Origin of the sequence: Pontixanthobacter sp. (assembly GCF_049682855.1) — a bacterium.
Classification (GTDB): Bacteria; Pseudomonadota; Alphaproteobacteria; order Sphingomonadales; family Sphingomonadaceae; genus Pontixanthobacter.
The window spans coordinates 133,423-148,079 of sequence record NZ_JBAUIK010000013.1 but is presented as its reverse complement, the minus strand read 5'-3'; the positions used below and the strand labels follow the sequence as shown (position 1 = coordinate 148,079).

The 14,657-nt window shown below is 57.3% G+C and carries 9 protein-coding genes; 4 read left to right on the top strand and 5 right to left on the bottom strand.

Annotated features, from left to right (window positions below; genetic code table 11):
* Positions 1 to 168 precede the first annotated feature (168 nt).
* From WA922_RS09145 to WA922_RS09130, 4 genes are all read right to left on the bottom strand, one after another.
* Positions 169 to 1,605 (bottom strand): glutamate synthase subunit beta, encoded by a 1,437-nt coding sequence (locus WA922_RS09145; protein WP_424771390.1) that lies wholly within the window; start codon positions 1,603 to 1,605, stop codon positions 169 to 171.
* 5 nt (positions 1,606 to 1,610) lie between these two features.
* Positions 1,611 to 6,251, bottom strand: coding sequence for a glutamate synthase large subunit (gene gltB / locus WA922_RS09140; protein WP_424771389.1), 4,641 nt, complete (start codon positions 6,249 to 6,251; stop codon positions 1,611 to 1,613).
* Positions 6,252 to 6,543: 292 nt separating this feature from the next.
* Positions 6,544 to 8,349 (bottom strand): hypothetical protein, encoded by a 1,806-nt coding sequence (locus WA922_RS09135; protein WP_424771388.1) that lies wholly within the window; start codon positions 8,347 to 8,349, stop codon positions 6,544 to 6,546.
* A gap of 39 nt (positions 8,350 to 8,388) precedes the next feature.
* Positions 8,389 to 9,621 carry a TIGR04063 family PEP-CTERM/XrtA system glycosyltransferase gene (locus WA922_RS09130; protein WP_424771387.1) on the bottom strand — a complete coding sequence of 411 codons (1,233 nt, stop codon included), beginning with the start codon at positions 9,619 to 9,621 and terminating at the stop codon, positions 8,389 to 8,391.
* A gap of 92 nt (positions 9,622 to 9,713) precedes the next feature.
* On the opposite strand from WA922_RS09130, the gene WA922_RS09125 reads away from it, so the two are divergent.
* The 4 genes from WA922_RS09125 (at position 9,714) to WA922_RS09110 (ending at position 13,107) form a co-directional block, all read left to right on the top strand.
* On the top strand, positions 9,714 to 9,881 hold the full coding sequence (locus WA922_RS09125; RefSeq protein ID WP_424771386.1) for a hypothetical protein: 168 nt from the start codon (positions 9,714 to 9,716) through the stop codon (positions 9,879 to 9,881).
* Positions 9,874 to 11,268 (top strand): DUF5935 domain-containing protein, encoded by a 1,395-nt coding sequence (locus WA922_RS09120; protein ID WP_424771385.1) that lies wholly within the window; start codon positions 9,874 to 9,876, stop codon positions 11,266 to 11,268. Before WA922_RS09125 ends, WA922_RS09120 begins: the two co-directional genes overlap by 8 nt.
* Before the next feature lie 107 nt (positions 11,269 to 11,375).
* Positions 11,376 to 11,825, top strand: coding sequence for a MaoC family dehydratase (locus tag WA922_RS09115; protein ID WP_424771384.1), 450 nt, complete (start codon positions 11,376 to 11,378; stop codon positions 11,823 to 11,825).
* 103 nt (positions 11,826 to 11,928) lie between these two features.
* On the top strand, positions 11,929 to 13,107 hold the full coding sequence (locus WA922_RS09110) for an acetyl-CoA C-acyltransferase (protein ID WP_424771383.1): 1,179 nt from the start codon (positions 11,929 to 11,931) through the stop codon (positions 13,105 to 13,107).
* Between the two features lie 304 nt (positions 13,108 to 13,411).
* Here WA922_RS09110 and WA922_RS09105 read toward each other — a convergent pair whose 3' ends face one another.
* The gene (locus WA922_RS09105; protein ID WP_424771382.1) at positions 13,412 to 14,647 is read right to left on the bottom strand and encodes a polyhydroxyalkanoate depolymerase; all 1,236 of its coding nucleotides are present in this window, start codon (positions 14,645 to 14,647) and stop codon (positions 13,412 to 13,414) included.
* Positions 14,648 to 14,657 lie beyond the last annotated feature (10 nt).

Below are 14,657 nucleotides of genomic sequence, written 5' to 3'. Positions count from 1 at the left end.
TATCGCGGCACGCCAAGCGGCTTGCTGGCTCTTAACCGTACCATGTGCCCATTTGATCGCCATCAATGCAGCGATTGTCCATGTGTATGCAGGCTATGCTTTAAGCAATTATTTGGGGCTCTAAGCAATTATTTGGGGCTCTAAGCAATTAATCAGGGCTCTAAGCAGTTAATCGGGCAAATCGCTCACACCCATCAAGGCCTGATCGACGGCGCGCGCGCACTGGCGGCCCTCCCTGATCGCCCAGACGATCAGCGACTGCCCGCGACGCATGTCTCCGCAGGCAAACACGCCTGCCTCGCTGGTTGCGTAATCGGATGTGTTGGCATTCACATTGCCGCGCGCATCCAGTTCCACCCCGGCACGGTCAAGCAGTCCACGTTTCTTGGGGCCAGTAAATCCCATAGCCAGCAGGATAAGATCGGCGGGTAAAGTGAACTCACTGCCCTCAATTTCGACCATTTGCCGGTCTTGCCATTCGACTTTCACGCATTGCAGACCAGCCACATCGCCGTCTTTTTCGATAACTCGCTTGGCCAGCACCGACCAATCGCGCGCCGCGCCTTCTTCATGGCTGGAGGATGTGCGCATTTTCATGGGCCAGTTTGGCCAGGTCAAAGCTTTGTCTTCCTTTTCAGGAGGCTGCGGCATGATTTCCAATTGGGTTACCGATTTGGCGCCCTGCCGGTTGGAAGTGCCTACGCAGTCGGAACCGGTATCACCGCCGCCAATAACGATCACATCCTTGCCCGTGGCGGACAGCGTACCGCGCGGTGCGGCGCGGACTTCCTCGTCGCCGGCATTGCGCTTGTTCTGCTGCATCAGGAATTCCATCGCGAGCCGAACACCTGGAAGCTCTGCACCCGGCACATCCAATATGCGCGCTTCTTCGGCGCCGCCCGATAGGACCACTGCATCAAAATTTTCGCGCAAGGCGTTGAAGGAAATCTCTACGCCCACTTCTGCTGAAGTTTTGAATGTTACGCCTTCGGCTTCCATCTGCACCGCACGGCGATTGATCAAATGTTTTTCCATTTTGAAATCGGGAATTCCGTAGCGTAGCAAACCGCCGATCCGGTCGCTTTTCTCAAACACAGTGACAGCATGACCTGCGCGGGCGAGCTGCTGTGCGCAGGCCATCCCTGCAGCGCCAGAGCCGATCACAGCGACAGATTTGCCGGTTTCCCTCGCGGCAGGTTGAGGTTTGACCCAGCCTTCTTTCCAACCGCGATCAACAATTGCGCATTCGATACTTTTGATCGTGACCGGCTGGTCGATCAGATTGAGCGTACAGCTGGCCTCGCACGGGGCAGGGCATACGCGGCCGGTAAATTCAGGAAAATTATTGGTCGAATGCAGCACTTCCAGCGCATTCTGCCAATCGCCCTTATAGACCAGATCATTCCAGTCAGGGATGATATTGTTTACCGGGCAGCCATTATGGCAATAGGGAATGCCGCAATCCATGCACCGCGCAGCCTGGTTCTTCAGCTCGCTTTCATCCGGCTCGACGACAAATTCTTTGTAGTTTTTCAGTCGCTCGCTGGGGTCGATATAATCCCGTTCGCGGCGGTCAATTTCGAGAAATCCGGTGTCTTTACCCATGTTATCTACTCCGCTGCCACGGTTGCTGCCTCGGCGCGCTCTGCCTCCAGCTGGCGGAGTGCAGTTGCATAATCGCGCGGCGTGATTTTTCTGAATTTGGTCACTTCATTGTCCCAATCGGCGAGCAGTTCAGACGCGCGCTGGCTGCCTGTATGAAGCAAGTGCCGTTCGACCAGAATACGCAAGCGGGCGGCATCATGGCGAAGCATATCCCCCATACCAAAATCATGCACACTGGTGCCGCGTTGCTGCGGCAGGCCGGTACCCTCGTCCTCGTTTGCCTGTGCCGAAATATCTTCGATATCTACTTGCGCCATATTGCACAGATCGGCGAATGCCCCGTCCGGATCATAGGCATAGGCTATACCGCCAGACATGCCCGCCGCAAAGTTACGGCCGGTTTTGCCCAATACGCATACCACACCGCCAGTCATATATTCGCAGCAATGGTCGCCCGCGCCTTCAACAACGGCAATCGCGCCGGAATTACGAACCGCGAATCGCTCGCCCGCAACCCCTGCGAAATAGGCCTCGCCCGCGATCGCCCCGTAAAGGACCGTATTGCCGACAATGATATTGTTCGATGCCGTGCGGCTGACATCGCTGGGTTGTTTGACGATAATTCGCCCGCCGGACAGACCCTTGCCGACATAGTCGTTGGCATCACCGGTCAGATCAAGCGTGACCCCGTGTGCCAGCCATGCGCCGAAGCTTTGGCCCGCAACACCGGTCAGATTGATGCGTATAGATTCCGGCTTCAGGCCTGCATGACCATGCGCGCGTGCAATCTCGCCAGACAGCATAGTGCCAACGGTCCGGTTCACATTGCGGATTTCCATATCGATCTGAACGGGTTCGCCAGAATGGATCGCGCCTTTGCATTTCTCAATCAGGATAGTGTCCATTGCAGCGTCCAGGCCGTGATCCTGCGTTTCTGTATGATAGAGCTGCCTGCCTTCGGGTAGCTCAACCGAATGGAGCAGCTTGCCCAGATCAACGCCGTCAGCCTTCCAGTGACGGTCCACCCGCTTGGTGCTGATCCGGTCCACCCGGCCGATCATTTCCTGCACTGTGCGGAATCCCATCTCGGCCATTATCTGGCGCAGTTCTTCCGCGACAAAAAAGAAGTAATTAATCACATGCTCCGGTGTACCGGTGAAGCGTTTGCGCAAGACCGGGTCCTGCGTTGCCACACCGACAGGGCAGGTATTGAGATGGCATTTACGCATCATGATGCAGCCAGCAGCAATCAGTGGCGCAGTGGCAAAGCCGAACTCATCCGCACCGAGCAGCGCGCCGATGGCGACATCGCGGCCAGTCCTCAGGCCGCCATCGACTTGCACTGCGATCCGGCTGCGCAGATCATTCAGAAGCAACGTCTGCTGGGTTTCTGCAAGGCCGATTTCCCACGGGCTACCGGCATGGGTTAGGCTGGTCAGCGGGGATGCGCCGGTCCCGCCTTCATATCCCGATATCGTGACGTGGTCCGCGCGCGCTTTGGACACGCCAGCGGCAACCGTGCCAACACCTACCTCGGACACCAGCTTCACCGAAATCCGGGCGGTTGGCTGGACATTTTTCAAATCGTGGATCAGCTGCGCCAAATCCTCAATCGAGTATATATCATGGTGCGGCGGCGGAGAAATGAGACCCACACCCGGCGTGGAATGCCGCACCGCACCGATCCGTTTATCGACCTTATGTCCGGGCAGCTGGCCGCCCTCACCAGGCTTCGCGCCCTGCGCCATCTTTATCTGGATATCGTCCGAATTGACCAGATATTCTGTGGTGACACCAAAGCGGCCAGAGGCAACCTGCTTGATCCGGCTACGCATGGAATCGCCATTGGCCATTGGCGTAAACCGCGCAACTTCCTCTCCGCCTTCGCCCGTATTGGACCGTCCGCCAAGACGGTTCATCGCAATGGCCATAGTCGAATGCGCTTCATGGCTGATCGAGCCAAGGCTCATCGCTCCAGTGGAAAAGCGTTTGACTATGTCCGCCGCCGGTTCAACCTCGTCCAGCGGCACGGGCTGATCGGCGGGCTGCAATTCCATCAGGCCGCGAATGGTCAAAAGGCGTTGGGACTGTTCGTTGATAGACCGGGCGTAGTCCTCGTAATCTTTCACATCATTGCCGCGCACAGCATGCTGCAGGCTCGCGACATTGCCCGGCGTCCAGGCATGATCTTCCCCGCGCAGGCGGTATTGATAGATCCCGCCAACGTCGAGCATCCCCTTATAGAGCGGGTTCTCCCCGTAGGCGGCACTGTGACGGCGCACAGCCTCCTGCGCAACCTGCTCCAGGCCGATGCCTTCAATAGTTGTTGCGGTGCCTTTGAAATAATTGTCGATGAAGCCGGATGACAGCCCGACTGCGTCGAAGATTTGCGCCCCGCAATAGGATTGGTAGGTCGAAATGCCCATTTTGGACATGACTTTCAAAATGCCTTTGCCAACCGCCTTGATGTAGTTGCTCTCGATCTGCTCCTGAGTCATGTCAGGATATTTTTCGCCGCGCAGGTGCTCCAGCGTTTCAAATGCCAGATAGGGGTTGATCGCTTCTGCGCCGTAACCGGCAAGAACACAGTAATGATGCACTTCGCGCGCTTCGCCGGTCTCGACGACCAGGCCGGTTTGCATCCGCAAGCCTTGGCGCACCAGATGATGATGCACCGCCGCTGTTGCCAGCAACGCCGGGATCGGGATACGTCCGGGGCCCTGTCCGCGATCAGACAGGACCAGGATATTGTGATCTTGCAACACCGCCTCGGTCGCGGCCCAGCACATCTCTTTCAGCGCCAATGCAAGCCCGTCCGCACCTGTTGCAGCGTCCCAGGTAATGTCGATCGTTTCGGTGCGGAACGCGCCGTCCAGCGCGGCCTCGACAGAGCGAATCTTGGCCAGATCCTCATTGGTCAGGATCGGCTGGCTTACTTCCAGGCGTTTATGCGTTCCGGCATCGCGGCCAAGCAGATTGGGGCGGGGGCCGACCATCGACAGCAGGCTCATCACCAATTCTTCGCGGATCGGATCGATCGGCGGATTGGTGACTTGGGCAAAATTCTGTTTGAAATAGTCGTATAGAAGGCGGCTTTTATCAGACAGTACCGCCAGCGGCGTATCGGTGCCCATCGAACCGATCGGATCATTGCCGTCGGTCGCCATCGGCTCAAGGAACTTGCTGATGTCCTCTTGCGTGTAACCAAAGCTTTGCTGACACTGTAGCAGGCTCGCCTTGTTTTCCGGCACTGCCGCCAGCTCCGACTCGATCGTATCCAGATCCTGAAGCTTATATTGCGCCTTTTCAAGCCATTCAGAATAAGGCTGCGCGCCGGCCAAGTCGGCCTTAAGCTCGGCATCTTCAATAATGCGGCCCGCTTCCATGTCGATCAACAGCATCTTGCCTGGCTGCAAGCGCCATTTGCGGGTAATATCCTGCTCTTTGAAGGGCAACACGCCGCTTTCGGAAGCAAGGCAGACAATGTCATCTTTCGTCACGCAGAAACGGGCCGGGCGCAGGCCGTTACGGTCCAGAGTGGCGCCGATCTGGCGGCCATCGGTAAAGGCGACTGCTGCCGGCCCATCCCACGGTTCCATCAAAGCGGCGTGATATTCGTAAAATGCCCGGCGCTGCGGCTCCATCTGCGTGTTTTTGGACCACGCTTCGGGCATCAGCATCATCATGGCATGGGCAAGGCTGTAGCCGCCCGCCACAAGCAGTTCGAGCGCATTGTCCAGACAGGCCGTATCTGATTGACCGTGCGGAATAAGCGGCCACATCTTGTCAAGATCGGCTCCCAGCAATTCGCTTTCCATCGTCCGGCGCCGGGCATTCATCCAGTTCACATTGCCGCGAACGGTGTTAATCTCGCCATTATGCGCCATGAACCTGTAAGGATGGGCAAGCCGCCAGCTCGGAAACGTGTTGGTCGAGAATCGCTGGTGAACAAGACCCAGCGCGGAGATGCAATCCTCATCGCGCAAATCATCATAAAATGAACCAACCTGGTTCGCCAGCAGCAAGCCTTTGTACACGATGGTACGGCTTGAAAAGCTCGGGATATAGGTTTTGGTCAGTTCTGGCAGATCATGCTTTTCCGCCAATGTCGCGAGCGGATTGAGGGTTTGCTTGCGGATCACGATTAACTTGCGTTCAAACGCGTCTTGATCGGCGCAATTGTCACCGCGCGCGATGATGCATTGCTGCATAACCGGCATGGTATCAATAACCGCTTCGCCCAAACCATCAAGCGTAGTCGGCACGTCGCGCCAGCCGACCAGAGTCTGGCCTTCTTTGGCCACAAACCGTTCGAGCTGCTCGGTTACGAAAGCGCGCGCCTGTTCTTCTTGCGGCATAAAACACATGGCCACCGCATAATCGCCCGGTGGGGGAAGAGCATGCCCCGCTGAATCTGCCCATTTGCGAAAGAGCGGATCGGGCAGTTGCAGCAGAATACCGGCGCCATCTCCCAGTAATGGGTCAGCGCCAACGGCGCCGCGATGGTCGATATTGTTCAGAATTTCGAGCGCCTGCGAAACGATAGAATGTGATTTTTTACCCTTGATATGCGCAACCAGACCAACGCCGCAGGCATCATGTTCGTTACGCGGATCATACAGCCCTTCAGGCGCAGGGTATCCCATTCACTCAATCCCATCATGTCAGGTGCCAGCAGTGAGGTCTCGCCCCCGAACCGGCAAAATATCACGGCTTTCCTGCTGAAGGAACACACCCGGTCAGCGTTGGAAAGTTTCGCGAACCATAGTCATGGCGACATGAAAAGCTTTTTGCAACTGCGAAGGGGCAAGATATCGTATGCGCAGCCCAAGAGGAATCGCATCTGCACCCGGAGCTGGAGCGGCAGTGCACTGTGCTGCAACGGATGTTGCGAGACTTGCAGCTAAGCGATGGGCATCTGCTTGCAGATGGGCGAATTTACGCTGCGCCGCTCATGCGCTGCAATTTTTCGAGTGCCTCTTTCAGGGCCCGCTCGGTTTCGCCATTGCTGGACTGGCGCGACTGGGCCTGCATTCCAGCCGGTGCATCGAATGCGCGCGGCGCAGGGGCAGGCTCTGGCTCAGGAAATGCGATGCACGGCTTTTTGTTCTGGGCAATCGCCGATTGGCCCGGAAATACCACGCCGGGATCCGCCGGTGTGGGTTCGTCCAGATCAGCATCAACTCGGACGAATTCCTGTTTTGCTACGATCGAGCTCTTCATCGCAAGCAGCGAGCTGAAATCATCGGCAGCCTCGTCACGCTCTGCCTCGGGCGGGTTTGGCTCTGCATCGCGTGTCTCAGGCGCACCTGCTTTGCTGAAGGGCGGCGGCGGCACGTTGAGTGACAGGCCCAGATCGCTGACATCGCTGAACGTCTCGTCATCATCGTCTTCGTCAAAATCATCGAAGCCGAATGGTTTCATGCCCGAGGGTACACTACCGCTGGCTGCGCCATTCTGGGCGGGCGCTACAGCGTCTGCGGCAGCTATGTCCAAAGTCAAGGGTTCTGCGGCTTCTGGTGCGGGATTGGAGCGCCGGAAGACCGGCGGCTGAATATCAGCTGCGTCGGGAACGTTGGCACTGAAAGGGTTGTAAGGAGCGGCCGCAACGGGTTCTTCAGCCATCGCGGTTTCGGCTGCGTGCCGGGCTTTTTGCGTTTGCAACGCCAAAGCGAACCGTTCGATCAATTCAACCATCCCCAAATCGCCGAGCGCACGGTCGGACACTGGCATATTGGTACCTGCGTCTGTTTTTGCGTCTACCGCCTGTGCCGGTTGCGCTGGCTGCACCAGTGGGCGCGCATCATCGGCAGGCGTATGGGTGGCGGGATTTACGAACTGATTGGTCATAGCGGCGAGCTCCTCTCGCGGTGATACTGGTGCCGGTTCCCCGGCCGAGGCGTGAGTGGTGGGCGCGTCAAACGCACGGTCTTCAAAAGTAACCGGTGAACTGGTGCCGGGCGCGTCGACACCATTACGGCCGTCTGCTGCCGCGATGGCTGGGGCAGTTTCGCCGGGATCGAGGTAGGCCGCTTCGGGATCATCAATGTCCTCAAGCGCCTCTGTCAGATCGAGATCGCCAAGCGCAAGCGGCGCGTGTTCTTCGGGAAAACTGCGAAGGTCCTCCCCCAAGAGATCGTCAGAGGGCGCATCCTCAGCCCCGTTTTCGCTAAGGGTGTCAAATACGATGTCGCCGCCGGGCAAGGGTACGGTTTCTAAAAATTCGCTCGGCGCGCTTTCATCGGTTACTGCCAGGGACCGGCGCCGGACGCTCGAAAAACTAGGTTTGGCCTCACCCATATTGGCGTCCATATTGGCAAGCGGCGCGTCAAGACAATCTGAGCCCAGCTCCTCTCGCGCTGAAATCGGGCGTTTGTGCAGAAGGTGCGACGGCTTCTCGTTGTCGACCGGATCGGTATTGACGAATTTCGTGCTGCGATCTGCAGTTACCGGGCGCTGCGCCGCAGCGACCTTACGCGCAATTGCTACCCCCGCAACCGCGCCTAGCAACGCGGCTACAGCGGCAATCACGAGCCGCGCAGTGGTGCCCAGCGGCGGGGCCGCAGCTGGTATAACAGACGACACCCCGCTCGCTGTCGCCATAGTTTCAAACAGGATAACCGGGACGATCAGACTTCCCAGCCCAAGCAGCGCGGCAAACCATAGCGCGACCACCGCAGGGAACGTACGATGCGAGCTGATCGGGGCCGATTTAGCCGTATTTTTCAGCGTTATACCAAACACACCATCGCCTTTAATCTGTCGAGCATCCGTGCCATCCGGTTAGGCAGCAGCTTCAACGCTCTCATTTACAGCAGGCGATAGCAGGCGATGGTAAACGCTTTGATAACGGTGAATGTTATGCGCCCAATTATGCCGCTGTGCGATATGGTTTCTGGCGCGCTCGCGCATCGCGTCCCAATCAGCTCTGCCAGCGTATAAATCGGCCAGAGCGGCGGCACAGCCTGCTGGATCATCGGCGGGAAACAATGCCCCGGTTTGCCCATCTGTAATAAGTTCGCGGTGACCGCCGACATCCGATGCAGCAACAATTCGGCGCTGCGCCATTGCTTCCAGCGGTTTGAGCGGGGTGACGAGATCAGTCAGGCGGCTGGCCTTGCGCGGATAGGCCAGAATGTCGATGAGCGAGTAATAACGTTCCACTTCGCTATGCGGGACCCGTCCTGAAAAGTGAATTGATCGTGCAGATGATGAAGCTTTGGCCTGTTCGCGCAGAGCCGCCTCGCGCGGGCCGCCGCCAACCAGCACTAACTGTGCGTCCGGGCATGTCTGCTGCAACAACGGCATGGCGCGGATAAGATCATCGAGGCCCTCATAATCATAAAAGCTGCCAATAAATCCAATGATCGGGGCCTGCGCGGTTAGTCCGAGCTGCGCGGCCAGGCCGTCATCGCGCGGAGGCGGGTCACCAAATAGCGACAAATCCACACCGTTCGGAGAAATGCCAATCTTGCCGCCATTACAGCCCCGTCCGATCAGATCATCACGCAGTCCGTGACAGATAGTAAAGACCGCATCAGCGCCGGTGATAACGTGGTTTTCCAAAGCGCGGGTCATCCGGTATTTAAGCGAGCCCGCAGTGCCGGTACCATTGCCAACGGCGGCATCTTCCCAAAACGCCCGTATCTCATAGACCAGCGGAATGTTCAGTTTGCGTGATGCCCGCAGGCCGGCCTGTCCGCACAGAGCGGGCGAATGGGCATGCAGAATGTCCGGTTTCCAATCTGCGGCAAGGCTTTCAATGGCGTGCGTCAAGGCGGAAATCTCACGCAATTCGCGCATCCCGGCCGGGCCTTCAGCGGACCCGGCCGTCCGGTGGAAAGTCAGACCATCGACCTGTTCTACCGCAGGCCCGTCAGCAGCGTGGCGTAAGCCGGTGATCGCGCATACGTCCAATCCTGCCGCTTGCTGGCTTTTCAAGATAGCCCGCGTGCGGAACGTATATCCGCTTTGCAGGGGCAGGGAATGGTCGAGTATATGGAGTATCCGTGTCATCGCACGCTGCTTTAGCCAGGTAACCTTAACGCGCCGTCAACTCCGTGCTGTTACGTGCCGGGTGAACCACCGCTGGAGCTGCGCCCCGTATCGTGATTGATTATTTCGCCCTTGCATTGACTCATGGACTGATTTTGCTGGCGCTGATCCGTATTGCCGGGCGGGCAGAACTCGACCGCGAATCAGAGTTCGACAGACCGAATAAGCGGGCCAGAAAAATGGCCGATGCCGCCGCGCGGCAGGAGCATGACAATGCTTGATCTGGCGCTGTTTGGCTTCCTTATGGCCGTCCTTGCGATCGGCTTTCGCAGCCCGTTTGTTTGGGTACTGGCGTATATTTACGTAGATATTCTGGCCCCTGGCAAAATCGGGTACACCATCATGCCCGCGATCAGTCCGTCGCTGCTGTGCTTTGTCGCCGCTTTTGCCGGCTGGCTGTTGGCTGACCCCAAGAAGGGCGCCAAATTTACAGTCCGTCAGGGCCTGATCGCGGCGTTGTTGTTTTATTGCTGGTGGACCACGACCAATGCCGATTTCCCCGAATTTGCGGCAACCAAATGGGAATGGGTGTGGAAAGCGATGTTCTTCGCGATTTTCCTGCCCCTGACGCTGACCACGAAATTACGCATCGAAGCGGCGTTGTTGACGATGGTGATGACGGTTGGCGCCATTCTGATCAGCGCAGGCGTGAAAATTGTCCTGGGCGGCGGTGGATATGAACGCAAACTGTTCTTTGTGAACGATAATAGCGGTCTGTATGAAAGCTCGACATTGGCCACAGTGGCGATCTGCAGCATTCCGATCATCATCTGGTTCAACAAATATGGCACGATTTTCAAACCTGATTGGCGAGTGAAACTGTTTAGCGCCGGGCTGATTTTTTCGTGCCTGCTCATCCCCATTGGAACCGAGGCGCGCACGGGGCTGGTATGTATCGCGGTGCTGCTTGTTCTGGCCCTGCGCGATATCAAACGGCGGCTGACCTTTATCGTCGCGGGCGCGACTATGGTCTTTATCGCATTACCGTTTCTGCCGTCCTCCTATTACGAAAGGATGGCGACTTTGGGCAGCACGGACGGGGACGAATCAGCCTCCACTCGTTTGGCTGTGTGGGAATGGACGTTTGATTATGCGATGGAAAAGCCAACCGGTGGCGGGTTTGATTCCTTCCGCGGAAATTCCTTCACTTACGATATGCCCATTCGCCAAGAGGCAGGCAACACGACCTCGGTCGAATTCCGTGAAGTCGTTGATGAGGGGCGCGCTTTCCACTCGGCAATTTTTGAAATGCTGGGGGAGCAAGGCTGGCCGGGATTGTTTATGTGGCTGTGGATTCACGCTCTTGGTCTATGGCATATGGAAAGAATCCGCCGGAAATGGCGTACATTCACAGGCGACGGGGAACAATGGCAAGCGCCTCTGGCGACTGCGCTGCAATATGCGCAGATTATCTATCTGGTGGGATCATTGTTCCAGGGGATTGCGTATCAGCCATATGTTTTGATGGTAATTGCGCTGCAATGCGCGCTGTGGACCTATTGCAAACGGCTCGAATCGCACCGGGCCTTGCACGGCCCGCTTTCCGCACCGCCGGAACCGGAAGGCCCCAAACGCCGCGTGCCTCCACGTATGGCTGCTGCACAATAGGGCCGGGCGCCGTAACGGCAGGTTGACGTTTACGGAAACCTCGTTGCACTGGGCCGTCTAATGCTTCATGACGCTGTGTAATATTTCACAGCTTTACGGAGAGGCATATGACACCGCAGGATATCGCAGCCAAAGTCGGCGAAGTGATCGGCATCAGCCAATGGGCTGAAATGAGCCAGGAACGGATCAACCAGTTCGCTGATGCAACCGGTGATCACCAGTTCATTCATATTAACGAAGACGCTGCAAAAATGACGCCGTTTGGCGGTACCATCGCGCATGGTTTTCTCACGCTTTCCATGATCCCCTACCTCTCTGCTGAATCCGACATGCCCCGCATGGACGGTATTAAGATGGGGGTGAATTATGGCGGCAACAAAACCCGCTTCATCGCGCCAGTCCGCAGCGGCAAGCGCATTCGCGGCCATTGGAAACTTACCGAAATGGTAGAGAAACGGCCCGGCCAGTGGCAGCAGACCTGTGAGATCACTATTGAGATTGAAGGCGAGGATAAGCCTGCCTTGATCTGCGAATGGATTACCATGTTTTTCGTTTGAACCGTCATCCCGGCTCGGGCCGGGATCGCTCGCGGCCTGCGCAATGGTCGTTTTCCCTTTTATTAAAAGACCCCGGCCTCTGTCGGGGTGATGTGAGGATTTTATGCGTGACGCAGTAATCGTATCCACCGCCCGTACCGGTATGGGCAAAGCTTATAAGGGCGCTTTCAATGCCACTCCGGGCGCTACGCTGGGCGCCTATGCCTTGGCACCGGCGATTGAGCGGGCGGGCATCGAAGCAGGCGAAATCGATGATGTTGTGTGGGGCGCGGCTCTGCAACAGGGGGCTCAGGCGGGCAATCTTGGCCGCCAGGTTGCATTGCGTGCAGGCTGCCCGATTGGTGTTTCAGGCATGACGATTGACCGGCAGTGTTCTTCTGGCCTGATGGCCATCGCAACCGCTTCCAAACAGGTTGTTATCGACCGGATGGATATTGTGGCCGCGGGCGGTCAGGAATCGATCAGTCTGGTGCAAACGCCTGAAATGCGGATGATGCCCGACCCGTCGCTGATGGCGATGCATAATGCTGTCTACATGCCGATGCTGCAAACCGCAGAAACTGTGGCCCAGCGGTACAATATCGGCCGCGACGCGCAGGACGAATACGGTCTGCAATCGCAGCAGCGCACGGCTGCCGCACAAGACGCAGGTCTGTTCGACGATGAGATCGTCCCGGTAAGCACGACACACAAGGTGAAAGACCGCGAAACCGGCGAAGTATCCGATGTCGATGTCACCATCGCTAAGGATGAAGGCAATCGTCCGTCGACCACTCTGGAGGGTTTGCAATCGCTACAGCCAGTGCTCGGCCCCGACACAACGATTACAGCGGGTAACGCATCGCAGCTATCCGATGGGTCGGCTGCGGTTATCGTTATGGAAGCCAAGCTGGCGGAACAACGCGGTCTTCAGCCGCTGGGCCGCTGTGTCGGCATGGCGGTTGCCGGCACCGAACCTGACGAAATGGGCATTGGTCCAGTGTACGCCATCCCCAAACTGCTTGAGCGTTACGGCCTGACGGTTGATGATATTGATCTGTGGGAATTGAATGAGGCATTTGCCGTTCAGGTGCTTTACTGCCGCGACAAGCTGGGCATTGATAATGACAAGCTGAACGTCAATGGCGGCTCGATTTCCATCGGCCACCCTTATGGCATGACAGGTGCACGCTGCGTTGGCCATATTCTACGCGAAGGTCAGCGCCGCAAGGCCAAATACGGCGTCGTCACCATGTGCGTCGGCGGCGGTATGGGCGCAGCAGGCCTGTTCGAGATCTTCTAATCAGCTTGAATACTGGCAGCGGTGTTCAGCCGCCGCAGCGGCCCATTCTCCCGGTTTGAGAGGATGGGCCGTTTTGCGTGTACCGCGTATTACCGGTGTCGCGAGCGGTGCGCCATACCAGGCCTTGAGCCTGTTATCCTTGTGGTCTTAACTGCTGAGAATGTCTCGGCGGCAGGGTTGCCCTTTGCGGCCTGTAACACTCTCTATCAGGCGGGCGGCACTGCGGTAATTCTGCTTGCTTTGCGAATCGTCACATGGATAGTTGGCTCTGGCAGAATCGCTGCGGGACTTGCCGCGAAGCTGACTAGACCGCGTGCGCGGCAATAAATTCTTCCACCACGGGTGCCACCATATTGCGCCATTTGCTGCCGTTAAAAATGCCGTAATGCCCGGCGCCCTCTGCCATGTAATAGCGTTTCTTGTTATCGGACAATCTGTCCGCCAGTGTCAGAGCAGCTTTGGTTTGTCCCAGGCCGGAAATATCATCGCGCTCACCCTCGATCGCCAGGATTGCGGTTTTGGTAATCTCGTGCAGATCGACCACTTTACCGCGGTGAACGAACGTACCGTTAGGGATGGAGTGTTTCTGGAACACTTCTTCCACCGTTTGCAGGTAGAATTCGGCAGTCATGTCGCAGACGGCGCGATATTCGTCGTAGAAATCCTTGGTCGCCTGCGCGCTTTCATCATCGCCTTTATTCAGATGTTTGAATAGTTCATAATGGCTGAGCATGTGCGCGCCGAGGTTCATGCTCATGAAACTCGCGAGCTGGAGAAAGCCGGGATAGACGCGGCGCCCTGCGCCTCGGTGGTTCAGCGGCACGGTGGCGATAACCGTTTCACGAAACCAGCTGATTGGCCGGTCCATCGCCAGATCATTGACCGTGGTTGGCGACTGGCGTGTATCAATCGGCCCGCCCATTATGGTCAGCGTCGCGGGAGCGCAGGGATGATCGTCCCGGTTCATAATCGCCGTGGCAGCAAAGGCGGGCACTGATGGCTGGCAAACCGCCATCATGTTGGCGCCCTGACCGCTGCGCGGCCCGATATGCTCCATAAATTCGATGATATAATCAATATAATCATCAAGATCGAAATGCCCTTCGTGTAGGGGAACAGTTTTCGCATCGGCCCAATCAGTAATATAGACTTCGCAGCTGTCGATCATGCGTTCCACCGTGCCGCGCAGCAAAGTTGCAAAATGGCCGCTCATCGGGGCCACGATCAACAGGCGCGGCGCATCCGCTGGCAAATCGTCGCGCGCAAAGCGTTTCAAATCGCCGAATGGCTTGTTCACGACCGTGGCCTCGGTCACCGGATAGGTTTTTCCGCCAGTGGTAACAGTTTCAATGCCAAACGCCGGCTTGCCGTAAGGTGCGGCGGCATGAGCGAAGACCTCAAGCGCAGAGGCAGCGGCAGGCCCAAGGCCGAAATATCCCAAAGGCAGCTTTGGGTTGGACAGCAGTTCCGCGCTGATTCCGGCCCAGGCGCTGGCGCTAGACATCCAGGCGCGTTGCATTTCATAAGCGTGATAAAGCAATGTGTAACCT

Bases quoted from the DNA above. Each gene is read 5' to 3' on its own strand.
- WA922_RS09115 (WP_424771384.1), top strand. From the start codon at position 11,376: ATGACACCGCAGGATATCGCAGCCAAAGTCGGCGAAGTGATCGGCATC.
- WA922_RS09145 (WP_424771390.1), bottom strand. From the start codon at position 1,605: ATGGGTAAAGACACCGGATTTCTCGAAATTGACCGCCGCGAACGGGAT.
- gltB (WP_424771389.1), bottom strand. From the start codon at position 6,251: ATGGGATACCCTGCGCCTGAAGGGCTGTATGATCCGCGTAACGAACAT.
- WA922_RS09120 (WP_424771385.1), top strand. From the start codon at position 9,874: ATGCTTGATCTGGCGCTGTTTGGCTTCCTTATGGCCGTCCTTGCGATC.
- WA922_RS09110 (WP_424771383.1), top strand. From the start codon at position 11,929: ATGCGTGACGCAGTAATCGTATCCACCGCCCGTACCGGTATGGGCAAA.
- WA922_RS09130 (WP_424771387.1), bottom strand. From the start codon at position 9,621: ATGACACGGATACTCCATATACTCGACCATTCCCTGCCCCTGCAAAGC.